Raw genomic sequence first — 24,237 nt, forward strand, 5'->3', positions numbered from 1 at the left:
TGACGCTGCGGTCCACCGCACCTTACCGGACGCTCCAAGGACGCCAACATGATTAGCAAAGAAGGCCTTACCCACCACATCTCCCAGCAGTTCAACGCTGAGCTCGAGGAAGTGCGCAGCCACCTCCTGGCCATGGGCGGGCTGGTCGAGAAGCAGGTCAACGACGCGGTGACCGCGCTGATCGAGGCCGATTCCGGCCTGGCCCAGCAGGTGCGCGAGATCGACGACCAGATCAACCAGATGGAACGCAACATCGACGAAGAATGCCTGCGCATTCTGGCCCGTCGCCAGCCGGCGGCGTCCGACTTGCGCCTGATCATCAGCATCTCCAAATCGGTGATCGACCTGGAGCGCATCGGTGACGAAGCGACCAAGATCGCCCGTCGCGCCATCCAGCTGTGCGAAGAAGGCGAAGCGCCGCGCGGTTACGTCGAAGTGCGCCACATCGGTGACCAGGTGCGCAACATGGTCCGTGATGCCCTGGACGCGTTTGCCCGTTTCGACGCCGATCTGGCGCTGTCGGTGGCGCAGTACGACAAGATCATTGACCGCGAATACAAGACCGCCCTGCGTGAGCTCGCGACCTACATGATGGAAGATCCGCGCTCTATCTCGCGGGTCTTGAGCATTATCTGGGTGCTGCGTTCGCTGGAGCGTATCGGTGACCACGCGCGCAATATCTCGGAGCTGGTGATTTACCTGGTGCGCGGCACTGACGTGCGTCACCTGGGCCTCAAGCGCATGAAGGAAGAAGTTGAAGGAACAAGCGGCGAAAACGCTAATGTTCCGGGCAATGCTGACGATAAGTAAGATTGCCCCAGAGAAGCGCCCGGCCCTTTGGCCGGGCGTTTTTATTTGTGGCTTACGAATTCGAAATGCAGCACCCGCGAACGAAAAGTGCCGGCGTGACTGAAGGTTTTTGGCAAAGTGCCATCAGCAAAGCGGTATGCTTGCCGGGATTTTTTAAAGGGGTTATGGATGAGTAAGGTCAGTGTGTTGGTCGTGGACGATGCCTCGTTCATTCGTGACCTGGTGAAAAAGTGCCTGCGTAACTATTTCCCGGGCATGCGCATCGAAGATGCAGTCAACGGCAGAAAGGCCCAGGCCCTGCTGGCGCGGGAAGCGTTCGACCTGGTCCTGTGTGATTGGGAAATGCCGGAAATGTCCGGTCTGGAGCTGCTGACCTGGTGCCGCGAGCAAGACAGTCTCAAGGGCATGCCGTTCGTCATGGTGACCAGCCGCGGTGACAAAGAGAACGTCGTCCAGGCGATCCAGGCCGGGGTCTCCGGCTACGTCAGCAAGCCATTCACCAACGAACAACTGATCACCAAGGTCAAGCAGGCGCTGCACAAGGTCGGCAAACTCGACGCCTTGATAAACACGGCCAGCACCAAAACCGTCCCGGCGTTCGCCAACGATTCGTTGAATGCGTTGACCGGCGGCAAGGCCCCTGTGGTGGCGCCTACTGTCGCTGCGCCCGCTGCCCCAGCCCGTGGTGGCTTGCTCAACAGCCCACCGGTCAAGGCGCCGGTAGCTGCTGCGGCAGCCGGGGGAGGGCGTGGCCAGGGTCAGCTGCGTTTGCCGAACGGCATTCAGCAATGCGTGATCAAGGCCCTGAGCCTCAAGGAAGCGCTGCTGGTGGTCAAACGTGCCGACACCCTGCCGCAAGTGCTCGACAGCGCGGTACTCGACCTTGAACAGGGCGACAACGCCGAAACCGCCCGCCTCAACGGCTACCTGCATGCCATCGTTGCCCACGAGCCGAAGCCCGACAGCGAATGGCTGCAACTGACCTTCCGCTTCGTCGATCAGGACGCGCAGAAGCTTGATTACATTTCGCGATTGATTGCACGCGGGACAGCGCAGAAGCACTTCATTCCTGGCGCTTGATTACGTATCGCCTGTCAGTCCGCCTTCGCGGGCAAGCCCGCTCCCACAGGTCCAGCGAAAATCCTGTGGGAGCGGGCTTGCCCGCGAAGGGGCCATCACCTGCACCACACATCACCCTGATCCGCCCATCTTGAAACATCTGCCGACTACTTGGGTCAATTGCAACTGCTAGGCTCATTCCCAGGCCTTACTCGACAGAACCCTGCCCATGCTCCCGCGCCTGCTGTTCTCCTGTGGTCTTTTCATGGCCTCCACCTCGGCTGTGGCCATGACTATTTACACGTCTACCGATGCCAATGGCGTGGTCTCCTACAGTGATCGCCCCACCAAGGGCTCGCAGGTGTTCGTTTTTCGCGATCGCATGGTCGAGCACCTGGAGCGCCAGGTGTATCTCGATATCAAGAAGCTCAAAGGCATGGACAGTGTGTTTGTACGCAACGACCTGTATGCGCCGGTGGAGATCGAATTGAGTTTCACCGGTTTGAACAATGTCAGCGGCGCACCGAGTCGGCCGATCCGCCGGGTCATGCCGGCACGCAGCAGTATTCGCCTGGCGCTGCTCAAGGCCTCGAAGCCCGGAAAGCCGCTGGTGTATACCCCAAGGTTCGAATACTCCCTGGGTGACCCGTCAGGGACCTCCATGGCCTATCGTTACCCGCTGCCCTGGCGAGGCGGGCCGTTTCGTCTGAGTCAGGGGGCCAATGGCCAATACAGCCACTACGGGCCGAAAAACCGTTATGCCATGGACATCGCCATGCCGGAAGGCACGCCAATCATTGCCGCCCGTGGCGGGGTCGTGGTGAAAACCGAAAACAGCCAGACCGGCCGCGGCACCGATCCGTCGGGCAATTTCGTGCGGGTGCTGCACGATGACGGGACCATGGGCGTTTACCTGCACCTGAAAAAAGGCTCGGTCTGCGTACGCGAGGGGCAGCGGGTGGGGGTGGGCAGTGCGCTGGCGCTGTCGGGCAATACCGGCAATAGCAGCGGGCCGCATCTGCACTTCGTGGTACAGCGCAATACCGGGATGGGACTGGTATCGATTCCCTACCGGTTCAATCAACCGGTGGGGGCATTGCCCAACTTTGCGTTGGGCAAACAATGAGGTGTTGTTTGGGGCGGCGCTTTCGCGAGCAGGCTCGCTCCCACAATGGTATGCATTTCAACTGTGGGAGCGAGCCTGCTCGCGAAGGGATCGAATTGGTTTCAGATCAGTGTATCAATTGAGCATCAACACCTTGGCCAGCACAATCTTCGGTCCTTTCATCTTCTTGATGATGATCCGCAGGCCTTCGACTTCCAGCACCTCTTCCTCTTCCGGCACGCGCTTCAAGCTTTCGTAGACCAGCCCGGCGAGTGTTTCGGCTTCGACGTGGTCCAGGTCGATACCCAGCAACCTCTCGACCTTGAACAGCGGAGTATCGCCGCGCACCAGCAGTTTGCCCGGCTGATACGCGAGAATCCCGCGCTCGGCCTTGTGGTGTTCGTCCTGGATATCACCAACCAGGGCCTCCAGCACATCTTCCATGGTCAGGAAGCCGATCACCTTGCCATCGGCCTCTTCGACCAGGGCAAAGTGCGCGCCGCCCTGACGGAACTGTTCCAGCAGGCTGGACAGCTGCATGTGCTTGGTCACCCGCTCCAGCGGGTGCAGAAGTTCGGTCAGATTGAACTTGGACGGCAGCATCTCCAGCAACGACAGCTGCAGCAGCAGGTCCTTGATGTGCAGCAGGCCGATAAAGGTGCCGGTTTCCTCGTCGAACACCGGGAAGCGGCTGTACTTGTGGCGGCGGAACAGGCTGAACACATCTTCCAGCTTGTCCGTGCTGTTGAGGTAGACCAGGTCTTCGCGTGAGTTGGCCCAGTCGACCACTTCCAGCTCGCCCATTTCCACCGCCGATGCCAGCACGCGCATATCCTGGTCGCTGGGGTCACTGGCGCGACTGGAGTGGAGGATCAGCTTGAGCTCGTCGCGGCTGTAATGGTGCTCGTGATGCGGGCCGGGTTCACCTTGGCCTGCGATGCGCAGGATCTGGTTGGCGCTGGCGTTGAGCAGGTAGATGGCCGGGTACATGGCCCAGTAGAACAGGTACAAGGGCACCGCCGTCCACAGCGACAGCAGCTCGGGTTTGCGGATAGCCCAGGATTTGGGCGCCAGTTCGCCGACCACGATGTGCAGGTACGAAATGATGAAGAACGCGGTGAAGAACGAAATCGCCTTGACCACTTCGGCGGAATCCACGCCCACGGCACTCAGTACAGGGCCCAGAAGGTGCGCGAACGCCGGTTCGCCGACCCAGCCCAGGCCCAGGGAGGCGAGGGTGATACCCAATTGGCACGCCGACAGGTAAGCATCGAGCTGACTGTGTACGGTGCGCAGGATGTGCCCGCGCCAGCCGTGTTGTTCAGCGATGGCTTCGACCCGGGTCGAACGCAATTTGACCATGGCAAATTCCGCCGCAACGAAAAAGCCGTTGAGCAAAACCAGGATCAGAGCGAAAAGAATCATGCCGAAGTCGGCGAATATTGTTGCGAGGGTCAAGCCAGGGGAAGGGTCCATGATGGAGTTTTGCGGGTTCCGTGTATTCGAATGGAAAGAAAAAAGTGCACCTGAAAAAGCAGACGCAAGTCAGCCAATGTAGCGGCTGACTGTGCGATTGCCTAGTGGCGCGTGCTGGCCGGTATCAGTCGGCAGTGCTGATAACCCGGGATTTACTGACCTGAGCAGGGGCGAAATGGCAGGTAAAGGTACTGCCGTGGCCCGGTACGCTGCTGATCTCCATGCGCGCGCGATGGCGCAACAGCACATGTTTGACGATCGCCAGGCCCAGCCCGGTGCCGCCGGTGTTGGAATTGCGGCTTGAGTCGACGCGGTAGAAACGTTCAGTCAGGCGCGGGAGGTGTTTGGCGTCGATGCCGATCCCGGAATCCTGCACGCTCAGGTGCGCGCCTTGCTCATCACCCCACCAGCGAATGCGGATGTTGCCTTCGGCCTGGGTGTACTTCACCGCGTTGAACACCAGATTGGAAAACGCACTGCGTAATTCCGCTTCGCTGCCCTTGAGCAGAATCGTCGGATCGGCTTCCAGGGTAATTTGCTGGTTTTTCTGCCCGGACAACTGCTGCGCATCGCTCTTGATCGATTGCAGCAAGCCATCGATGGCCACCGGCTGGTTGTCCGACGGGTAATCGGTGGCTTCCAGCTTGGCCAGCAACAACAAGTCGTTGAGCAGGGTTTGCATGCGCCCGCCCTGTTGCTGCATTTGCTGCAGGGCGCGGCTCCAGCGCGGGTTCACGTCCTCGACGTTGTCGAGCAGGGTTTCCAGGTAGCCGCAAATCACCGTCAGCGGCGTGCGCAGCTCATGGGACACGTTGGCGATGAAGTCTTTGCGCATTTGCTCCAGCTGATGGATGCGCGTCACGTCACGCACCAGCATCAAATGCTCATTGTTGCCGTAGCGGGTGATGTACAGCTGAATGCGCATCCGGTCGTTGGTCGGCGAAGGGATTTCCAACGGTTCGGCGTAACTGTCTTGCTCGAAGTATTCCTTGAAGCGTGGATGACGCACCAGGTTGGTCACCGGCTGGCCGCTGTCTTGTGGGGTCTTGAGGCCCAATAGGGTTTCAGCGGCGCGGTTCCACCATTCCAGGTTGCCGTCGCTGTCGAGCATGACCACGGCGTCTTTCAATGCCGCCGTGGATTCCTGAACGCGGTCGATCACCGCTTGCAAGCGTCCGCGCACCCGTTGGTCACGGCGTTGCAGGTGGTAGATGCTGTCGAACACCTCGCCCCACAGACCGTAGCCATCGGGTGGCGCTTCATCGGGTTTGTGCAGGCGCAGCCACTCGTGCAGGCGCAGCAGTTGTTTGAGGGTCCAGGCCAGGTAAAGACCCAACCCCGCAGCGAGGCTCCAGCCGTAGTAGCCGGTGATCAAACCGATCACCAGGCAGGCGGTGACCAGCAGCAGCATGTGGCGAATCAGGGTGCCATGCCAGTTTTGGTTCACTTGAGCGTGCGTCCTTGTCTACTTCTAAAGCGGGGAAAGTCCGGGTCAGGCTTTCGTAGAAAAGCGGTAACCGGTGCCGCGCACGGTTTGTACCAGATTTTCGTAGGCATCGCCGAGGGCTTTGCGCAGGCGACGGATATGCACGTCGACCGTGCGTTCCTCAACGTAGACGTTGCCGCCCCAGACCTGATCCAGCAACTGGCCACGGGTGTAGGCGCGTTCCTGGTGGGTCATGAAAAATTGCAGCAGACGGTATTCGGTCGGTCCCATTTCCGCGGGCTTGCCATCGATGGTCACGCGGTGGCCGATCGGGTCGAGCAGCAGGCCACCGACTTCAATCGGCGCCTCGCCATCAGTCGGGCCGGCACGGCGCAGCACGGCCTTCAGGCGCGCGACCAGTTCGCGGGGGGAAAAGGGTTTGGTGATGTAGTCGTCGGCGCCCACTTCCAGGCCCTGGATCTTGTTGTCCTCTTCACCCTTGGCGGTGAGCATGATGATCGGGATATCCCCGGTCAGCTCATCGCGCTTGAGGCGGCGGGCCAGCTCGATACCGGAAGTGCCGGGCAGCATCCAGTCGAGCAGGATCAGGTCCGGTTTGCGGTCGACGATAATGGCGTGGGCCTGCTGGGAGTTCTCTGCCTCCAGGCAGTCATAGCCGGCCATTTCCAACGCAACGGCGATCATTTCGCGAATGGGCGCTTCGTCGTCGACGATCAGAATGCTCCTGCCAACCATGCCTTAATCCTCTTGTCATTTAACTGTCTTGCGCCGCATTAGATAACGGAATTATTGCAGTCGTGTGACAGTATTTTAGCCGCCCGGCGATTGTCACGAACCTGAACTAAGCTCTAATTCTCCGAATCCTGACAACCACAAAGGAAGGTTTCCATGAAACACATTGCTCAATCCTGGAAGGCTCTGCTCGTTACGGCTGCACTAACGCTGCCGACAATGGTTTTCGCTGCCGAGCCGGCGATGATGAAAGACGGGATGATGGTCGATCACAAAGGCATGACGGTGTACACGTACGATAAGGACTCGGGCGGCAAGTCGATGTGCAACGGCGAGTGCGCTGAATACTGGCCGCCAATGATGGCGCCGGCGGGTGCCAAGCCCGAAGGCAAGTGGAGCACGATCAAGCGTGACGACGGTAAGATGCAGTGGGCCTATGACGGCAAGCCGCTTTACACCTTCATGAAGGACAAAAAAGCCGGTGACATGGTAGGCGACAATATGAAAGACGTCTGGCACGTCGTGCACGAGCACAAATAAGCGATTCGCCTGCGCCGTAAACAGTTCGCAGCCTGCCGTCGCTCCATCCCCCTGTTGGAGCGGGTGCAGGCTGCGATCTTTTCCAACGGTCAACGCAACGCGTAATCCAGCACAATCCCGACAAAAATCGCCAACCCGGCCCAGTGGTTGTGCAGGAACGCCTTGAAACAGCGCATGCGGTCCTTGCCTCGGGTGTACCAGAATTCCCAGGCGAAACAGCCCGCCGCCACTGCCAGGCCCAGATGGAACCAGCCACCCAGTTCGAATTTCGAGCCGGCCAGCAACAGGCAACCCAGTGCCAACCCTTGCAGGGTCAGGATGATCGCCCGATCCGCTTCGCCAAACAGAATCGCCGTGGATTTCACGCCGATCTTCAAATCGTCGTCACGGTCGGTCATCGCGTAGTAAGTATCGTAGGCCACCGTCCACATCAGGTTAGCGATCCACAGCAACCAGGCCGCTGCCGGCAGTTCGCCGGTTTCGGCGGTGAACGCCATCGGCATCCCCCAGGAGAACGCCGCGCCCAGCACCACTTGCGGGTAATAGGTGTAGCGCTTCATGAATGGATAACTGAACGCCAGCGCCAGGCCACCGAACGACAGCCAGACCGTTGCCGCGTTGGTACACAGCACCAGCAGAAAGCTCACGCCCATCAGCAACGCAAAGAACACCAGCGCCTCTTTGGAGCTGATCTTGCCACTCGGCAGCGGCCGTTGTTCGGTGCGTTTCACATGGCCGTCGACCTTGCGGTCCGCCCAATCGTTGATCACGCAACCGCCCGCGCGGGTCAGCACCACGCCGAGGACGAAAATCACGATATTGGCCAGCGACGGCGAGCCCTTGCCGGCAATCCACAGCGCCCACAACGTCGGCCACAGCAGCAGATAAATGCCGATCGGCTTGTCCATGCGCGTCAATTGAATGAAATCCCAGGCCCGTGGGTTCAAGCGGTTCAAGGACTTGAGCAGGCTCTGGTACATCAGCAGTTCTCCGGGTGGGCGCGGGCAGTGCTCCATAGGGTCGGCAGGAAAATTTCGGCCACCAGCACGCTCAAGGTGCCACGGTCGAAGCGCGAACGGCGGCCCCACAGCTCAGGGGCCTGAACTTCCGTCGGCAGCCACGCTTGAGGATAGTGGCAAACCTCGATGGCACGGCGCTGGAACGCGTGGTCGCAAAACAACAGTTCCCCCAGGGAGCGGCTGCCCAGTTCGTCCATGTGCAAGCCGTCGCCCTGCAATGCACTGCGCGATGCGACGCTGCGGGCAAACACCCACGCCTGGCCATGCCCGCGCAAATACACCTCGCGCACCCAGCCTTCACTGCCTTCGGCCAGGTCCAGCGCGGCACATTCATCGGCGCGCAAGGTCTGCCAGCCTTCGAACAGCGGCGTGACGCTGAAGCCGTCATTCGACAGACGGGTCAGGCGTCGGGTCAGCGATCCTTCGTCGAACAACCAATCGAGGGTAAACGGGTCAGGAAGGGGCGTCAGCAAGCGTTGAGAGCGCCACGGCGGGGCCGAACGGGGGGATTCTGAGAGTTGCACAATGAGTCATTATTGGCAGCAAAGGAGGCGGCGAGCTTAACATGTCAGCTCATAAATTTGAGTGATCGGGCCGCCCGTTGCGCCGAACAGGCTTGCAACTGCCCGGCCCCATCAGTACAAAACGCACTGAGCCGGACGACAACGCTGCAACCATCGACCGTTCGTGCCAGTAGAAGCCTGAACCCTGAGGAAGTACCTGAATGAAAAAGTGGCAATGTGTGGTCTGCGGCCTGATCTACAACGAAGCCGACGGCTGGCCGGATGACGGCATTGCACCGGGCACCCCGTGGCAAGACGTGCCGGAAGACTGGCTGTGCCCGGACTGCGGTGTGGGCAAGATGGATTTTGAAATGATTGAAATCGCCGCTTAAAAACTGAGGAGTAAGGAATGAACGCACCTGTCGTGATCGTCGGCACCGGCCTGGCTGGCTACAACCTGGCCCGGGAGTTTCGCAAACTCGATACTGAAACCCCGCTGCTGTTGATTACCGCCGATGACGGGCGCTCCTACTCCAAGCCGATGCTCTCCACGGGCTTCGGCAAAAACAAAGACGCCGACGGCCTGAGCATGGCCGAACCGGGCGCGATGGCCGAGCAGTTGAAGGCCGAAGTGCGCACCCACACCCGCATCAGCGGTATCGACCCTGGCCACCAGCGCCTTTGGATAGGTGAAGAAGCGGTGTATTACCGCGACCTGATCCTGGCCTGGGGCGCAGAAACCGTGCGGGTGCCCATCGAAGGTGATGCGGCGGACTGTGTATTCCCCATCAACGACCTCGAAGACTACGCACGTTTTCGCGCCGCAGCGGCCGGCAAGCGTCGGGTTCTGTTGCTGGGTGCCGGCCTGATCGGCTGCGAATTCGCCAACGACCTGACGCTGGGCGGCTATGAAGTGCAACTGGTTGCACCGTGCGAACAGGTCATGCCGACCCTGCTGCACCCGGCGGCGGCCGCTGCGGTTCAAGCCGGGCTGGAAAGCCTCGGCGCACGCTTCCACCTCGGGCCGGTGCTCAATCGCCTGCAACGCGTCGCCGATGGCCTGGAAGCGCACCTGTCCGACGGCCAGGTCATCCTGTGCGACGTAGTGGTCTCGGCCATTGGCCTGCGCCCGCGCATCGACCTGGCCGCTGCCGCCGGCTTGCAGATCAATCGTGGTGTGATGGTCGACCGTCACCTGAAAACGTCCCACGCCAACATCTACGCCCTGGGCGACTGCGCCGAGGTCGATGGCCTGAACCTGTTGTACGTGATGCCCCTGATGAGCTGTGCGAGAGCGCTGGCCCAGACCCTGGCCGGCAACCCGACGGCGGTCACTTACGGCCCGATGCCTATCACCGTGAAAACCCCGGTGTGCCCGCTGGTGGTGTCCCCGCCGCCACGGGGTTCGGAAGGCGTCTGGACGGTCGAAGGGCAGGGTGCCGACATCAAGGTCTTATGCCGCGATGCCAGCGGCAAACTGCTCGGTTATGCCCTCACAGGCACGGCCGTGATGGAAAAACTGGCCCTGAACAAAGAGCTTCCGGCACTGCTGGCGTAAATACCGGTCGTTCTGTCGGAATCACCCCCATGTTGACGTTATAAACGCCGCGCCGATACTGGCGCGGCTCTTCCGTGCGTGCCATCCTCACTCCCGTCTGCCGCAGAGTAGAGCACCTGCGGCGCTTTGGGCGCTGCTCCATAGAGAGCAGCACGGACATAACAACAAAAAACCGTCAAAGGGGCTTCACTAACATGCGCAAACCAGATCTCGCCGCAGCAATTGCTGAAAAAGCAGACCTCACCAAAGAACAGGCCAACCGCGTCCTGAACGCCGTTCTCGAAGAAATCACCGGCGCCCTGCACCGCAAAGACAGCGTCACGCTGGTAGGTTTCGGCACCTTCCTGCAACGCCACCGCGGCGCCCGCACCGGCAAAAACCCGCAAACCGGTGAGCCCGTCAAAATCAAGGCCAGCAACACCGTTGCGTTCAAGCCAGGCAAATCGTTGAAAGACAGCGTTAATCCGTAATACTTATCCCCAACCCGCGTAGCGGGGGAGTGGGAAAAAGAATGGGCACGCCAACCAGGGTTGGGTGCCCATTTTTTGTGCCTGAAACACCGCCCTACCTCTGTAGGAGCCGGCTTGCCGGCGATGGCGTCAGTGAGTGCGCTTGGTCGATTTCTACTATTGCCAGGAGCCTGGTCGTTCATGTGCTCCCGCTATGTGCCCAGCACCGGTAGTGTTGGCACTCCTTACCAACTTCCAAAGGGGATGCCGAATTTTTCGATATAGGCTTTGGACTCTTCTGAAAGTGGTCGATGTTTCCCATTGGACGCGCCCCCGTAGGGGCCTTTGGGATTGATCGTGCCTTGGACGCGGATGACTTCGGTCGGCAATAGGCATTGACCGCCAAGCCATACTTTGGCGATTCCTCCCGGCGCCAAGCCCACTACCACCATGTCTCGATAATCCGTTATCCATTTACCGTCCGCACGGCAAAAGGTTCTCTCACCCTTGAGCATGGTTTTGCGCGCCGATTCTGGGATCTCTATGTACGCTTCATAAGTCTGCGGTTCGGCCATGGACTGCCAGCGTACGTAGACTAAACGAGGTAGGTTCGCGCCCCTTACAAATCGACCTTTTCCTGTTGGATTCTCAAACCATCCCTTTGCATCGCCCTTGAAGTGAGCTGGTATGCCTTTACTTAGCCCTCGGGGATAACCAGTCGATGGGATTCCGCTACCGGCACCTCGAAACACACGCTCATTGATATCAACGACATCCGACGTTTCGATCCAGACCTCCATGTAATCGGGCGAAAAAAATCTGAGACTCCAAGCGTCATAGGGTAATGATCTGTGCCCACCATAAGCACATCCTCCCAAAAACAGCGCGAACAACACTGTAAGGCCTGTCTTGAGCATGGATGAGCGCCTACACATTAGGGTGCACCACGCGAACATAGTTTTCGGCAGGTCGATTGATAAACACGATGTTGAGATCGCTATTGTTCCAGCCTTTGGCAGCATTCCAATTGGCAGAAAGATGGATGTAACGGCGAAAGAGCAATTCCTCTTCGTCAAAGCTCAAGCCGGCGTGGCGGGTGTCACCCAGCGCATAAGCCAACAGTTTTTCGGCAATCGGTTTCAGTTCCAGCGGCAGTGCGTACTTTTGATCCTTTTCCTCAATAACCTTGAACGGGACGTCGTGCCTAGCGCCCAACTCACGCATGATGCGCAGGTAAATCAAGGCCAGATCGTTGTGCACAGTTCGCTCGCTGTGGACCGCCGAGTAGACATTTTTCCACTTGGCTCTATCGCCTTTGACGTTGCGAGTAGACTCTACCGCCCAGGTTTTCACCTCCAGTGTCAGCCCATACAAATTGAGCTGTTCTTGAAGGTGACCCAGTTCTTGCTGGGTCTCGTGATAGGCAAATGATGATCTGGAGGGCACGTAAAGATCTAAGTCGCGGCTACAGCGCGGCTTGCTAAGCAGGACGCGTTCAATGAAGTTCGGGATGTACCCACCACCCAGGTCAGAGTGGACACCGGGCATCACGATATCGGCAGTGTCGGCGCTGTTGAGCGAGAAGTTGTGACGGCGTTCGTCTCGTGCCACCAAATGCACGACTTTTTTTGCGATATTGGGTGCCAGATACAAGTTGAGACCAGGGTTGTTGGCATCGTGGACGCTAAAGTCACCGTCAGCAATGCTGCCTATGGCGGCAGCGGTGTCGAAGATACCGATAAAGTTGATGGATACATCGGTGCGGGCGCGCCAGGCAAAACTCTCGATGAATAGGGATGAGTCGGCTGGCAACAGCTTTGCCAATGGACTTAGTTTTCCTTTCATTACTTCATTGGCAAAGTGCCGTGCGGCAGCGGCACCGCGACTGAAGCCGAAGATATCAAACTCGATAGACTCAACTTTTCGGTTGGGATTTGCCCGTTCGAATAGTCGGATTTCACGAAGGATTTGTGCTGGACTTTGCGTAACTCTTGCCAATACCCCATGGGCGCCTACGCCGGTTGCCTGTGAAAAACGTGAATCCTCTTCACCATTGTTGGTGCCGATACCTTCCAGATAAACGGGGATGTACCCGATGTTTTCGTTATCAGCCAATAGCCGCTCCCTGTCATCGGTGTACAGGTCATACAGCTTCGCCACATTAGTCGTGTCATTCCCATAGCTGTCGTCCGGCGTATTCCCTTGACCGTCATACCCATGCGCCTGGCAAAACTGCCGAATATCCTCCGCCTCCTCCAGCAGATTCACATCTCGCGCATAACACCCAGCCACCTTCTCACTGTTGGACCGGTTGTTCCCGGTGCCATCAAAAAACACCCCGATTCGCAACGTAATTCCTTCTTCTTCGACCTCTTCTTCCTCTTCCTCCAGTTCAGCCGACTCTTCCTCTTCCTCCGACGCAGGCGCAACGGATACCAACACGCCCGCGGCTGCCCCTTGCAGTAATGTATGCGCAATCGTACCCGGCACCGGAGCACCACCGAGATCAATCTTGGTACTGCTGAAAATACCCTCGGCGCTGAGCACGATGTGCTGACCGCCGACCTTGATACAAAGGCTCTCACCCCCATCGATCACTAGGTGTGTACCTGCCTTGATGTGCACGTGCTCACCGGCTTCGACGACCGACGTTCCATCGACTCTCGCGTGCCGGTCGCCAGCGACATGCAGGTAGTCGTTGGCGTTGACCTCGACCTTGCGATCCGACATGACCGTGCGATGCTCTTCAGCCTCCAGCAGCGTAATACTGTTGCCCTTGATGGTGACTCGACGCTCGTTGCCCACCTCCAGCCGGCTGTCGTGTCCAATCTTCTGTTCCATATCCCGCTGCGCCCGCAGGTGGATCAACTCCTGTCCGGCGCGGTCTTCGAGGGAGAGTTCGTTGTAGCCGCCGGTGTGCGGTGAGCTGTGGCTGCGCAGTACGGTTTTGGTTTTATTGGCGGGCAAGGGGTAGGGCACCGGCGTGCGCTTGTTCGGCAGGCAACCGGTGATCAATGGATAGTCCGGATTGCCTTCCAGGTAGGTGACGACCACTTCCATGCCGATGCGCGGAATGGTCACCGCGCCGAAATCCTGGCCCGCCCAGCCGGTGGAAACCCGAAGCCAGCAACTGCTGTGTTCGTTGTTGAGTTCGGCGCGGTCCCAGTGGAACTCGACTTTGACGCGGCCGTACTCATCGCAGTAGATCTCATCGCCGGCGGGCCCAGTGACACGCGCGGTCTGGCAAACCAGCGGTGTTCGTTGCCTATGCAGCGGTGGTCGATAAAACACGTCCCAGGGGATGGCGCTGAAGCTGTTGCGGTAACCCTGGGTAAATCCGTCCTCAGGTTCGGTGGCACCGGTGAATGCCTCTTCCAAGGCCTGAGGCTGTTTACCCGTGTGGGTCACGCTGATCAGCAGCCATAGATCGTTCCAGGTTTTTCGTGGGTGTTGCGTCAGACCAAAAAGATGGCCGCTGCGCAGGTTCGGTTGGTCGCTTTTGCCTTCGGCCAATTGGTAGTCGGCGCGGTGCCGTTCCAATGCCTGCCGGGCGAGCTGTTTACCGTGTTTTTCGCTCTCGCTGAACAACGGATAACGATAGTCCTCAAGCGCAGGATTGAGTGCGCTGGTATAGCGACTTTCCAGCAAATGGCTCGGGCATTTCAGGTCGTATTCACGGTGTGTGGTACTGCTGGTACGCGTGTTGAAACGCAGGGAGAAATGACTGACGACCGGATGCTCCGCCACCATGCCGGAGTCATCCAGAAACGGGGTTTCGCTCAATTGGGGGAAATAAGATTGGTCGTCGGTAAACACCAGCAGATGACCTTCGCGGGAATGCTGGTGATGCCACGCGATGCCGTCCTCGGCGCACAGGCGCTGGACGAACTCGAAATCACTTTCCCCGTACTGGGTGCAATAGTCGCGTTTGGCACTGGTTCGCACGTGAAAGCGATAGGTGTCGGCCTGAATGCCATGCCGCTTTAGCACCTGAGCGATGATTTGCGGCACCGTCAGGTCCTGAAAAATCCGCTGATCGCGGCTGAACTGCAAGTAGTGGAGGGCGGGCACCAGATGCACGCGATAGCGGCTCAGGCGCTGGCCGACTTCATAGGCGCCCACCCCTTCGATATGGCCATGCAACCCTTCGCCATGAAGTCCGAACCGCAGAAAGGCTGGTTGGCCAAGCAGGCCTTCCAGATCGATATCGCGGTACTCGCTGACCAGCTCGACGACAATCGAGTACAACGAACTGATGGTCTCAGTGCCTTCAAAGGCCAGCACTTTGAAATCGTTGTGAACGGAAGGGATTTCGAGCGTGAAATGGGCTGCATTGGCCGGAGCGAACATACGCTTATCCTTTTGCTTTTCCGTGGCTCGTCCTTGAGCCGAATGAGAAAACGAAACGTGAGGCGCTTGCTGAGTCGGGATTGAAGCTGTGTTAAATGCTGAAACACGCTAACAAGGCATTGGAAGGGTTGATGTAGGAAAGCTCGCCTGCTTTGGTCGGAAACGTCCCTCTAATTCGGAATGTTGCGTCGGTAATGAGCAACGGCACGCTTGTCATATTTTTGCTTGGATTTTTCCTACAGTTGCGGCGTGTTTCATTGTGATTTGTAGCCTAGCAATGTGATTCTTATCCGAAGAAAAAGCCCGATTGTTAGTGCTACCAATCGGGCTTGTTTACTGCTTGGCGAGTTAGCAGGTTCGGCTTTGTTGTTTGGTGAGAATCGCCGCCATTTCCGGTTCATCCAGATGATCCAGCGCTCGTTCCACCAGTAACTGCACCCCGTCGGCCATGCGGCTGAGCGCCAGGGCTATAGAGCGGCGTGAACCGTCCACATCGTCGGCGAGGTCGGCAGCGATGGCGCTGATGGACAGCAGATCTTCCGAGGCATTGGCCAGAAGTGCTTCAGTGTTGATGTCCGGACAGACACTGAAGAGTTGGCCGTTACGTTTCGGTGGTTTCTTTTCGGTTGGAGGGAAGTGATGGTCGAGTGCGCGTTCGGCGGCTTCGTGGAGCTTCTTTGAATCAATGCTTTCGTACGGCGATGTCGGATCGTTTTCCGGCGGGTTGGGCGTTACTTTGAACATGATTTTCAACTCCCTAAATTGAGCCGCTTACTCTTCGCTACTAAACGAAGGGTGGTGGCTGTACGCAGGTTAGTAGACCGGGGGAGTTAGCAAAACCGGCGCACCCGAAGGCGCCCTACGCACAGCCACCATGAGTGCAGGTATAGGAATACCTGACTAAAGGGAGCGCCATGCACCTTACTAACAACCCGTGGGCTACTAAACCCGATCACCGACAATCAGTGATGCGAATCAAGTTACCGAGCGGTTCCAAGGCGCACAAGCCGGCGGATTCTGGCGCAACCGTAGGCAACGGCGCAAGGAATTGTAGCTTTCAGGAAATGACTTTGAGCGCGGTTAAACAACGCGGTCGAATTGTGTTTAATTAACGAGAGAGGGGTCTACGCTGTCTGAAAGCCTCGAAAAATTAGCTTTACATACAACGTCTTTCTAGGGTTACGCAATCGTTAACAGTGCAGTTAGCGTGGGGGTTAAAACATTTTTCGCCAAAACGCTTCAAGCGAATTTCTAGCGCTCAGGACTGATCTGTGGCTGCGGTATGGACGTCTATGGGTAAAGGGGCAGTTTCCCTGCCCCTTTGTTCATGACGCCTTTTTTTGGGCTAGGCGATGTCTAGTTCTTCGAGGTTAGATGCTCGTTTTTCATCTATATGCTGTAGGAATTTTCCTTTCATTACTGATCGCTCACTATTCGATGATCCACGGAGGACATTGAATGCATCGCCTATACAGTCCCTTATCGCGTCTAGAGTGTTAGTTGGAGCTTCAAAGTAGTACAGCGTTAATAGCCTTATAAATATCGCTTGCGTGATAATGTTGTTTGCACCAGCTTCTTTGAGTAGCTTGCGTATTGCTAGTATGCTGCGTTTGTTTAAGTTCTCTATAGTCAACATTGTGGCTAGAAAACTAATGCATTGGCTCGAGTTATTTGCTTCAGCCAGAACGAAGTTTTCAAGTTTTGGTGTGGCTAACGACTCTGCCATTAATGATGCAACAAGTTGTGGGATCATCAGTTTTGCAAAGCTCTTAAATTGAGTTGGTGTAAGCGACCCAAATTGAGTAGGAAGTTCACCCTGAAAGTCGTCTGGATCCGTTTCATTAAGATAATTTGTTGTTGATACAATAATTTTTGACCATAGTATAAGTACGTCATTGAGGCAAGATTTTTTTAGTTCGACGTCATCGATTAGTTCGCTGTTTCTCAATATGTTTGAGTAAGTTTTTAACGAGCCAATAAAGTGCATTTGAGTTGAAAGTGGAGCCGCCGGATGCCTTTGTCTTGCATGGTCGTGATCAATAGAAGCTTTTGATGGCATCTCTGCATCTTCAATAAATTTTGCTCTGTGATTGTCATCAACCGGTGTATTTAAAAAATCATCCTCTATTTTTATGAGCGTTTCTTCCTGGTTAAAAATGCCCTGCTCTTTGCCGTGGGCCTCAAATAGTGTTATGTCAATTTCGAATTCGGATGATATTAACAGCTGTTCACAGCACTCTTTTGCCTTAATAAGAATGTCCTTTCGAGCTCGGTGCAACCCTGTTAGTAGGTCAAGCTCGATTGTGTATTTTGCAATGGAAGCCGGTGTGAGAACTTTCGCTAATTTTTCTGTGTTTTCTGCGAGTTTGTTTGCTAAAAAGAAAGCTCTGAAGCAATCAAATTTAAACATGATTTTTTGATTGCTCTCATACAATAACCCTTTTCTTAGCAGCTCCTCGGTGAATCCTCTTGATGGGTCCGCGAGGCCTCGTTTTTTGAAATACGAAGAGACAAATATTTCAAATTCATTTGAATCTATCCGCTCGACACTTTCCTCATCCATGGTTGTAGAAAGCTCAGAGAGAAAATGTGATTGAATATTCGAATCATAATTTGAGCGTGATTTTGACTCTGTGAATTTTTCCAATAAGCCGAAAATTAGAGCCTCTATGGCTGAGGCTTGGTTTATAAGCTTTGCTGAAGGCTGTTGCTCTATGACCCAAAGCAGTATGGAAACTAAAAAAGGTGTTTGTGGTACATTTAGCTTTGATAGCAGTTTTTTTATAAGTGTAAATTTCTCATCTGCGTTTTGATCATGTTCGCCAAACCATTTTCGGACTAGTTCTTTTGTTTGTTTTCTCTTAAATGAGTGTATATATATAGGAGTTGGATTTTTGCTAAGAGAGGGAAGTTTTTCAAGGCTTAGATTGTCTTGTACTTCTTCATTGGTTGCTAATATGTAGCGTGGTTCAGAATATTTCTCTCTAAATTCCTCGATTAGTTTTCGATGTGCTGCATTGTGGATGTTGAAGCTATCAAAAATGACAAGTGCTTCGCCGTTTTCTAATAAGCTAATGAGGTCTTTTTTGGTGATTTCATTTCCTATAAATTCAATTGCTTGGGTAATTATGGCTGCGATAGTTAGCTTGTGTAGTACTGATATGTCAATTAAAAGACCTACCCTAGCATTGCCGTGGAACTCCATGAACTGGTTAACGGCAATATGATTGAGCAATGTCGATTTACCGGACTCTCTTTTCCCAATAAATAAAATATCTATTTTTTCTTGGGATAAACTGTGCAGGCTCACAAACTCATCATTGTCTTTCGTATCTAAGTTCTCGCTGGCGGCTAGATTTTTTTCGCTTTTTTTTGCAAGTGGCGGTTCAACAAAAATTGAAGATAAGCGTTTAGGTGCAACTTCGGAGGCCGAAAAAGACAGAAGTTTTGAGTTGGCCTTCTCTAACGCTGCATTTATCGCGGTGCTGGAAATAGCAGTCTTTGATGTGCCATTTCTTTGCGATATATTTATTTCGTAAACACCGTTTTCGGCGAATCTTGGAGAAATATCAAACACATTTCTTTCATTGTAGTATTCGCGCGCTTCTAATCGCCATGTATTGGTTTCGTGGCAAATGTCGATTATGGAGTAACCATTAAAGTGCTCTCTGCTCTCGTAAATACAACCAGTATTGCTAATTAAGAGGTTTCCTAGCGTCGATGTTGTATGGCCTGCGTTATTGTTATGGTTGTGTCCGCATAATAGAGCATCGAAGTTGCTCGCTATCACTCGTTGGATTTTATTTTTTTCATCGGGTGCAAGCCAGTCTAAAGTATGGTGCATCATGGCGATTTTTATATCGCAGTCATGTATTTCTTCTAGTGATAGTTCAACCTGTCGTTCGCCAACATATAGATTGTTTCTATCTTTGCTGCCTCCACCAGTGGTTCGCCATGTACTATTTAGTGAAGCTATACCTACTTGCACAGAACCTATGTTTAACTTTTTTGTGGTGAATAGTATGTTGTCTTTATATGTTGATGAATCTAGTTTTTTTGAGAGTTCAATATATCCATCTAAATGCCCCCAGATCGCCGTATAGCCCTTGTTGACTAGGCTTTCTATTAATTTGTTTGCGTCTTCAGAGCTTTTTATGCTTGAAAATATAGGCTCGTATATTTCTTCTCTCGATTTAAGGTTTATGTCGTGATTTCCAGGGCAGCATAAAAATTCGGCTGCTGAGTTTGTTGAGTTTATTATTTTTTTTATGACGGTTTCTTGGGCTGAAATTGCTGCTTTGGAGGTGTCACCTCTATTGGCAATATCTCCGGTACATAATATTGCATCGATCTTTATTTTGTTATTTGCCGCTGTTATGTCTTTGCATAATGCATCAATTGTGCGGGCGTGGTCGGCACTATTAGTTATATGTAAGTCGGAAATATGTATAATTCGCATTATTCGATTCCTTGATTAAAATTCCAGTTTTTAACTTCTGAGGTGTCTGAGGTAAGACAAGGCGCGTCGAGACTTGGGTAGTTGGTCCGCTGAGTACTTGGAGTTTTGTAAGCGGTGAAAAGGTGGGTTGTCGTGCTATCCACGCAACCCGTGAACGTTAATTTGCAGAATTCGATATGCATGGAATCCCATCTCGTTGCCTTTTTAAGGCCTGCTTGGAATCTCGCCGTCTGAGACGGATTTCCTTGTTATCAATAGTTCTTGGGCAGCGTAGAAATCGGCGCCCAATATGCTGGCTCAATGCTAGTACCGATTGGGTAAATTACCTAATGAGCAGCGAACAGCGCAAGTTGTCGTACGTTAAAAACTGGTTGATTACGATACCCAGGGACTCTGCTCGCTTGCTTGGTATTGCTCAACGTTGAGTCAGTTGAAAAAGGGCAGCCGAAAATGTGGGAAAAGGGTGTAGGCAGGTCGGAGCAAAAGAGGAGGCAGCTAGGTGATTTATGCAGAGTAAAATCATCACCTGTATGCCTCGAACGCCGTAAAAATTTATATTTAGTCAATGACTTGGTAGTCAACACCTTCAAAAACACAGCCATCTTCTTCCAACGCAACTCGTTAGTGGCGTTCCTGTTTTAAGTCGCTAAACTGCGCCAGCCGTTCATTTTTCTTTTGAGGCTTGCGCATGAAATTTCGTTTTCTGCTGTGGATGCTGGGCTTGCTGATGGGCAAGGCCAGTCGGACCAATCCTGCGTTTCAGCAGCAGTTGGGTGACAAGGAGTTGGTGTTTCAGCTGCAGACCCTGGACGGGAAAGTGGCTCGGCATTTCCGGGTGAAGGATCAGCGCATCACCAGCAAGTCAGGCGTGTATGCCGAGCCTGCGTTTGCGATTGCCTTTAAAGACGCCGCGTATGGCTTTGCCACGATGCAGGCGAAGAACAAGCAGCTGGCGTTCATGACGGGGATTCAAGACAAGTCGATTCAGATCAAGGGCAACCCGGCGCTGGTGATCTGGTTTCAGGGGCTGACCAAGTATTTGAAGCCGAAGAAGGCCAAAGCCAAGGTTTAAGGACTGTCAGTAAGTCCGAGTTGAATTCTTCGCGAGCAGGCTCGCTCCCACAGGGAATACCTAACCTCTGTGGGAGAGAGCCTGCCCGCGAAGCTTTTAGGGCTGGCTGAATTGCGAGGCCAGTTCGCGTAGCAGCACTTCGGCTTCGAGGACTTTGCTGACGACGTCTTCCGCTTTGGCGCGGGTCAGGCCGAGGCGGTCGAGCAGGGCGTCGGGGATGTCTTCGTCCGGGCCGGAACCGATGCCACGGCTGCGCAGAAGGCGCACGGACAGGCACACCAGGTTCGGGTATTCGGCGTAGTCGCCGTCGTAGCCCGGGTCGTGCTGGAAGCGCAGTGCGGTGGACAGTTCATCGGGCATGTCCCAGAAGCGCATCAGCCAGGCGCCGATCTGTTCGCGGCTGATGCCCAGCAGGTGTTGCTCGATGTAGCTGTGGCACAGGTGCGGGTTGACCTCCAGGTGACGGCAGATCAGCGAGAAGTGTGGCGGGAACACGTGGGCCAGCAGCAGGTAGCCGAAGTTGTGCAGCAGGCCCGCCAGGTAGGTCAGGCCGGCTTCCGGGCGCTGGGTGCGCGGCATGGCGCGGGTCAGGCCTTCGATGACGGCGGCGGTGTAGATCGATTGCTGCCAGTACGGCGTGCTGTGTTGCGGGTGGTCCTTGGGTAGGCTCAGGGTTTTGCCCAGGGCCAGGCCCAGTGCCAGGTTGATCACCAGGTCGAAACCCAGTACCCGCACGATGGCGTCTTCCACTGAACGAATCTTGCCCGGCGAGGCGTAGTACGGCGACGCTGCCCAGCTCACCACTTGCGCGGCCAGCGCCGGGTCGGTTTCGACCACGCCGGTGATGTCGTCGATGGTGGCGTTGGGGTCGACGCGCAGCTTGATGATCTTCTGTGCGGTTTCGGCCAGCGGCGGAATTTCGATGGTCGCTTCCAGGCGTTGCTGGATGCGCCGCGCGGTGAACGCTTGAACGGCCTGGGTGATTTCCTCGCGGTCATCGTCGGGGCGGTCGAGGTTGGGGCGGATGCTGCTCAGGGCTTCGCCGAAGTTGGCGGCGCTGGCCTTGTTGAGCATGGCCTTGAAGGCTTCGCTGGTGATTTCCAGCAGCACGCCCGGCTCGCCCGAATTGACCAGCACCGTCGGCTCGCGCAGCAGGCTTTCTTCATACAGGCACGGCGAGCTGGTGAGGGCGGGCAGACCCGGCAGCAAGCTCAGGCTGTGCTTGCCGAGCATCTTGACCAGGCGCTCGGTCGGCACGGCGGTGAGGCGACGGCCAGTGAGTTCGGTGAGGCGGTTGAGGTCGAGCAACTGACTCTGCGGGAACAGCACCATCAGCGCGCCGACGGCGTCATCGAGTAGCACCGCCTGGACCTTGCGCGCCGGGTTCAAGCCGTGATGGTCGAGGACTTCTTCAAAGGCAATGCCCAGTTTGCCCAGCAGCAGCCGAATAACCGACGGAGCGTGCGGGGAGGCGGGTGCGAGGGCAACTTCGGTCATGGTCTGTATCCGGACTAAAACAATTGCAGGAGTATACCCAGCTTGCTCAAACCCATCCTCCAGAAACTGCGACGGTGCTCACACTTGGCCGTATTGCTGCCCGTGGCGCAGCCAGCGGTCGAGTAGCGGGCTGACGTGGTCCGGCCAGCGTTCCAGCAAGGCTTGTGCGGCGTCGCGAACAGCGGGCAGCAGGTCGGCATCGCGCATCAGGTCGGCGACCTTGAATTGAAGCAGGCCGGTCTGCCGCGTACCGAGCATTTCGCCGGGGCCGCGCAGTTCGAGGTCTTTTTCTGCTATGACAAAACCGTCGTTGGTTTCGCGCATGATCCCAAGCCGTTGACGGCCGATCTGCGACAACGGCGGATGGTAAAGCAGCACGCAATGGCTGACCGCGCTGCCCCGACCGACGCGACCGCGCAACTGGTGCAGTTGCGCCAGGCCCAGGCGTTCCGGGTTTTCGATGATCATCAGGCTGGCGTTGGGCACGTCCACACCAACTTCGATCACGGTGGTCGCCACCAGCAGCTGCAAATTACCGGCCTTGAACTCGGCCATCACCGCGGCTTTCTCGGCGGGTTTCATGCGCCCGTGGATCAGCCCCACTTTCAACTCGCCGAGGGCGGCGGTCAGGTCTTCATAGGTGGTTTCGGCGGCCTGGCACGTCAGCTCTTCCGACTCTTCAATCAGGGTGCACACCCAATAGGCCTGGCGCCCTTCTGCACAGGCGCTGCGCACCCGCTCGATCACTTCGACCCGTCGGGTGTCGGTGATCAGCACGGTGTTGACTGGGGTTCGGCCGGGCGGCAATTCGTCGAGGATCGAGGTGTCGAGATCGGCGTAGGCGCTCATGGCCAGCGTGCGCGGGATCGGTGTCGCGGTCATGATCAGCTGATGCGGACACATCCGCCCGCCGACGCCTTTCTGCCGCAAGGCCAGCCGCTGTTGCACGCCGAAGCGGTGTTGTTCGTCGATGATTGCCAGCGCCAGGTTCTTGAACTGCACTTCGTCCTGGAACAGCGCATGGGTGCCAACCACCATCGGTGTGCCATTGGCGATCTGCTCCAGCGCGGCCACGCGATTTTTGCCCTTGAGCTTGCCGGCCAGCCACGCGACCTCGATGCCCAGCGGTTCGAGCCAGCGCTTGAAGGTGATGAAGTGCTGCTCGGCGAGAATCTCGGTGGGCGCCATCAGCGCCACTTGATAACCCGCCTCCAGGGCCTGTAGTGCGGCGAGGGCGGCGACTACGGTTTTGCCCGCGCCGACATCGCCCTGAATCAGCCGCAGCATGGGCTCGCGCTGGCTCAGATCGTAGGCGATTTCATTTCCGACCCGTTGCTGCGCACCCGTGGGGTTGAACCCGAGGTTGGCCAAATATCTGGCCGGCAGTTGCGTCGCTTTCGGCATGGCCGGCGCGCGCAGCGAACGCATGCTTTCGCGCAGGCGTTGCTGGGACAGTTGATGGGTCAGCAGTTCTTCGAACGCCAAACGGTGCTGTGCCCAGTGATGCCCGAGGGCCAGCTCATCGACGTCGGCATCGGCCGGCGGGTTGTGCAGGTAGCGGATCGCATCGGCCAGCGGCGCCAGTTGGTAGTCACGGGCCAGTTCGTTCGGCAGCCAGTCGGGCAGGCTGGAGGGGCCGAGCAACGTCAGGGTTTGCAGGCACAGTTGGCGCAGGCGTTGTTGCGTCAGGCCCTCGGTGAGCGGGTACACCGGGGTCAGGGTTTCATCCACGGGCGGCGGTTCGTCGCCGGTAATGGCGCGGTATTCCGGGTGGTAGATTTCCAGTCCTGACGCACCGGGCCGGGCTTCGCCGTAGCAGCGAATCCGCGTGCCGCGCTTGAGGCCTTCTTTTTGCGCATTGCTGAAATGGTAGAAGCGCAGGCTGAGCCCGCCGGTGCCGTCCTGCAGACGTACCACCAGGCTACGGCGCCGACCCATGACCACGTCGGCACCGCTGACGGTGCCTTCGATCACGGCATCTTGCCCAGGGCGCAGCGCGCCAATCGGAACCACGCGGGTGCGGTCCTGATAACGCAGCGGAAGGTGAAACAGTACGTCCTGGAGATTTTCCAGGCCGACCTTGGCCAGTTTCTCAGCCATGGCTTCGCCGACACCCTTGAGTGCCGTCACGGACACTTGCGACAACTCGGTCATGACGCTT

General features: G+C 56.3%; 19 protein-coding genes. 8 read left to right on the plus strand and 11 right to left on the minus strand.

What is annotated here, in order from left to right:
• Positions 1–48: 48 nt before the first annotated feature.
• The 3 genes from phoU (at position 49) to GPL81_RS22390 (ending at position 2,995) form a co-directional block, all read left to right on the plus strand.
• On the plus strand, positions 49–810 hold the full coding sequence (gene phoU, locus GPL81_RS22380) for a phosphate signaling complex protein PhoU (RefSeq protein ID WP_160108481.1): 762 nt from the start codon (positions 49–51) through the stop codon (positions 808–810).
• A 168-nt stretch (positions 811–978) separates the two neighbouring features.
• Entirely contained in the window at positions 979–1,890 is a 912-nt protein-coding gene (locus GPL81_RS22385) for a response regulator (protein ID WP_160108482.1), read from the plus strand.
• A gap of 208 nt (positions 1,891–2,098) precedes the next feature.
• Positions 2,099–2,995, plus strand: coding sequence for a peptidoglycan DD-metalloendopeptidase family protein (locus GPL81_RS22390; RefSeq protein ID WP_160108483.1), 897 nt, complete (start codon positions 2,099–2,101; stop codon positions 2,993–2,995).
• Between the two features lie 114 nt (positions 2,996–3,109).
• Here the strand turns inward: GPL81_RS22390 and GPL81_RS22395 are convergent, their stop codons facing one another.
• The 3 genes from GPL81_RS22395 to phoB all read right to left on the minus strand — a co-directional run bounded on the left by GPL81_RS22395 (position 3,110) and on the right by phoB (position 6,632).
• Entirely contained in the window at positions 3,110–4,450 is a 1,341-nt protein-coding gene (locus GPL81_RS22395) for a hemolysin family protein (protein WP_160108484.1), read from the minus strand.
• 124 nt (positions 4,451–4,574) lie between these two features.
• The gene (gene phoR / locus GPL81_RS22400; RefSeq protein ID WP_246218966.1) at positions 4,575–5,861 is read right to left on the minus strand and encodes a phosphate regulon sensor histidine kinase PhoR; all 1,287 of its coding nucleotides are present in this window, start codon (positions 5,859–5,861) and stop codon (positions 4,575–4,577) included.
• Between the two features lie 81 nt (positions 5,862–5,942).
• A complete protein-coding gene (gene phoB / locus GPL81_RS22405) occupies positions 5,943–6,632 on the minus strand; it encodes a phosphate regulon transcriptional regulator PhoB (protein WP_034149326.1) in 690 nt (229 codons plus the stop codon).
• 153 nt (positions 6,633–6,785) lie between these two features.
• Between phoB and GPL81_RS22410 the strand changes: the two genes are divergently transcribed.
• Positions 6,786–7,169 (plus strand): COG4315 family predicted lipoprotein, encoded by a 384-nt coding sequence (locus GPL81_RS22410; protein ID WP_160108486.1) that lies wholly within the window; start codon positions 6,786–6,788, stop codon positions 7,167–7,169.
• Positions 7,170–7,258: 89 nt separating this feature from the next.
• On the opposite strand, the gene ubiA is transcribed toward GPL81_RS22410, so the two are convergent.
• Positions 7,259–8,149 carry a 4-hydroxybenzoate octaprenyltransferase gene (ubiA, locus tag GPL81_RS22415; RefSeq protein ID WP_160108487.1) on the minus strand — a complete coding sequence of 297 codons (891 nt, stop codon included), beginning with the start codon at positions 8,147–8,149 and terminating at the stop codon, positions 7,259–7,261.
• Positions 8,149–8,712 carry a chorismate--pyruvate lyase family protein gene (locus tag GPL81_RS22420; protein WP_160108488.1) on the minus strand — a complete coding sequence of 188 codons (564 nt, stop codon included), beginning with the start codon at positions 8,710–8,712 and terminating at the stop codon, positions 8,149–8,151. Before GPL81_RS22420 ends, ubiA begins: the two co-directional genes overlap by 1 nt.
• Positions 8,713–8,912: 200 nt before the next feature.
• Between GPL81_RS22420 and GPL81_RS22425 the strand changes: the two genes are divergently transcribed.
• The 3 genes from GPL81_RS22425 (at position 8,913) to GPL81_RS22435 (ending at position 10,719) form a co-directional block, all read left to right on the plus strand.
• On the plus strand, positions 8,913–9,083 hold the full coding sequence (locus tag GPL81_RS22425; protein ID WP_160108489.1) for a rubredoxin: 171 nt from the start codon (positions 8,913–8,915) through the stop codon (positions 9,081–9,083).
• 17 nt (positions 9,084–9,100) lie between these two features.
• Positions 9,101–10,249, plus strand: coding sequence for an NAD(P)/FAD-dependent oxidoreductase (locus GPL81_RS22430; protein ID WP_160108490.1), 1,149 nt, complete (start codon positions 9,101–9,103; stop codon positions 10,247–10,249).
• A gap of 194 nt (positions 10,250–10,443) precedes the next feature.
• Positions 10,444–10,719 carry an HU family DNA-binding protein gene (locus GPL81_RS22435; RefSeq protein ID WP_003195589.1) on the plus strand — a complete coding sequence of 92 codons (276 nt, stop codon included), beginning with the start codon at positions 10,444–10,446 and terminating at the stop codon, positions 10,717–10,719.
• A gap of 224 nt (positions 10,720–10,943) precedes the next feature.
• Here GPL81_RS22435 and GPL81_RS22440 read toward each other — a convergent pair whose 3' ends face one another.
• The 4 genes from GPL81_RS22440 to GPL81_RS22455 form a co-directional block, all read right to left on the minus strand.
• Positions 10,944–11,633, minus strand: a complete 690-nt coding sequence (locus tag GPL81_RS22440) for a DUF2931 family protein (RefSeq protein ID WP_160108491.1) — start codon at positions 11,631–11,633, stop codon at positions 10,944–10,946.
• The gene (gene tssI, locus GPL81_RS22445) at positions 11,626–15,048 is read right to left on the minus strand and encodes a type VI secretion system tip protein TssI/VgrG (protein ID WP_160108492.1); all 3,423 of its coding nucleotides are present in this window, start codon (positions 15,046–15,048) and stop codon (positions 11,626–11,628) included. Before tssI ends, GPL81_RS22440 begins: the two co-directional genes overlap by 8 nt.
• A 348-nt stretch (positions 15,049–15,396) precedes the next feature.
• Positions 15,397–15,792 carry a DUF6124 family protein gene (locus GPL81_RS22450; RefSeq protein ID WP_160108493.1) on the minus strand — a complete coding sequence of 132 codons (396 nt, stop codon included), beginning with the start codon at positions 15,790–15,792 and terminating at the stop codon, positions 15,397–15,399.
• Positions 15,793–16,393: 601 nt separating this feature from the next.
• A complete protein-coding gene (locus GPL81_RS22455) occupies positions 16,394–19,507 on the minus strand; it encodes a metallophosphoesterase (RefSeq protein WP_160108494.1) in 3,114 nt (1,037 codons plus the stop codon).
• A 688-nt stretch (positions 19,508–20,195) separates the two neighbouring features.
• On the opposite strand from GPL81_RS22455, the gene GPL81_RS22460 reads away from it, so the two are divergent.
• Positions 20,196–20,579: a helicase gene (locus GPL81_RS22460; protein ID WP_160108495.1), complete on the plus strand. Its 384-nt coding sequence runs from the start codon at positions 20,196–20,198 to the stop codon at positions 20,577–20,579.
• A 96-nt stretch (positions 20,580–20,675) separates the two neighbouring features.
• On the opposite strand, the gene GPL81_RS22465 is transcribed toward GPL81_RS22460, so the two are convergent.
• Both GPL81_RS22465 and recG read right to left on the minus strand, forming a co-directional pair.
• A complete protein-coding gene (locus GPL81_RS22465) occupies positions 20,676–22,076 on the minus strand; it encodes an aminoacyl-tRNA deacylase and HDOD domain-containing protein (protein WP_160108496.1) in 1,401 nt (466 codons plus the stop codon).
• Positions 22,077–22,154: 78 nt separating this feature from the next.
• A complete protein-coding gene (recG, locus tag GPL81_RS22470; RefSeq protein ID WP_160108497.1) occupies positions 22,155–24,230 on the minus strand; it encodes an ATP-dependent DNA helicase RecG in 2,076 nt (691 codons plus the stop codon).
• Positions 24,231–24,237: the final 7 nt, after the last annotated feature.

This window comes from Pseudomonas izuensis (assembly GCF_009861505.1).
Lineage (GTDB): Bacteria > Pseudomonadota > Gammaproteobacteria > Pseudomonadales > Pseudomonadaceae > Aquipseudomonas > Aquipseudomonas izuensis.

What these genes read in the sequence shown, in the direction of transcription:
- phoU (WP_160108481.1), top strand. Translation starts at nt 49, where the DNA reads ATGATTAGCAAAGAAGGCCTTACCCACCACATCTCCCAGCAGTTCAAC.
- GPL81_RS22385 (WP_160108482.1), top strand. Translation starts at nt 979, where the DNA reads ATGAGTAAGGTCAGTGTGTTGGTCGTGGACGATGCCTCGTTCATTCGT.
- GPL81_RS22390 (WP_160108483.1), top strand. Translation starts at nt 2,099, where the DNA reads ATGCTCCCGCGCCTGCTGTTCTCCTGTGGTCTTTTCATGGCCTCCACC.
- GPL81_RS22395 (WP_160108484.1), bottom strand. Translation starts at nt 4,450, where the DNA reads ATGGACCCTTCCCCTGGCTTGACCCTCGCAACAATATTCGCCGACTTC.
- phoR (WP_246218966.1), bottom strand. Translation starts at nt 5,861, where the DNA reads ATGCTGCTGCTGGTCACCGCCTGCCTGGTGATCGGTTTGATCACCGGC.
- phoB (WP_034149326.1), bottom strand. Translation starts at nt 6,632, where the DNA reads ATGGTTGGCAGGAGCATTCTGATCGTCGACGACGAAGCGCCCATTCGC.
- GPL81_RS22410 (WP_160108486.1), top strand. Translation starts at nt 6,786, where the DNA reads ATGAAACACATTGCTCAATCCTGGAAGGCTCTGCTCGTTACGGCTGCA.
- ubiA (WP_160108487.1), bottom strand. Translation starts at nt 8,149, where the DNA reads ATGTACCAGAGCCTGCTCAAGTCCTTGAACCGCTTGAACCCACGGGCC.
- GPL81_RS22425 (WP_160108489.1), top strand. Translation starts at nt 8,913, where the DNA reads ATGAAAAAGTGGCAATGTGTGGTCTGCGGCCTGATCTACAACGAAGCC.
- GPL81_RS22430 (WP_160108490.1), top strand. Translation starts at nt 9,101, where the DNA reads ATGAACGCACCTGTCGTGATCGTCGGCACCGGCCTGGCTGGCTACAAC.
- GPL81_RS22435 (WP_003195589.1), top strand. Translation starts at nt 10,444, where the DNA reads ATGCGCAAACCAGATCTCGCCGCAGCAATTGCTGAAAAAGCAGACCTC.
- GPL81_RS22440 (WP_160108491.1), bottom strand. Translation starts at nt 11,633, where the DNA reads ATGTGTAGGCGCTCATCCATGCTCAAGACAGGCCTTACAGTGTTGTTC.
- tssI (WP_160108492.1), bottom strand. Translation starts at nt 15,048, where the DNA reads ATGTTCGCTCCGGCCAATGCAGCCCATTTCACGCTCGAAATCCCTTCC.
- GPL81_RS22450 (WP_160108493.1), bottom strand. Translation starts at nt 15,792, where the DNA reads ATGTTCAAAGTAACGCCCAACCCGCCGGAAAACGATCCGACATCGCCG.
- GPL81_RS22455 (WP_160108494.1), bottom strand. Translation starts at nt 19,507, where the DNA reads ATGCGAATTATACATATTTCCGACTTACATATAACTAATAGTGCCGAC.
- GPL81_RS22460 (WP_160108495.1), top strand. Translation starts at nt 20,196, where the DNA reads ATGAAATTTCGTTTTCTGCTGTGGATGCTGGGCTTGCTGATGGGCAAG.
- GPL81_RS22465 (WP_160108496.1), bottom strand. Translation starts at nt 22,076, where the DNA reads ATGACCGAAGTTGCCCTCGCACCCGCCTCCCCGCACGCTCCGTCGGTT.
- recG (WP_160108497.1), bottom strand. Translation starts at nt 24,230, where the DNA reads ATGACCGAGTTGTCGCAAGTGTCCGTGACGGCACTCAAGGGTGTCGGC.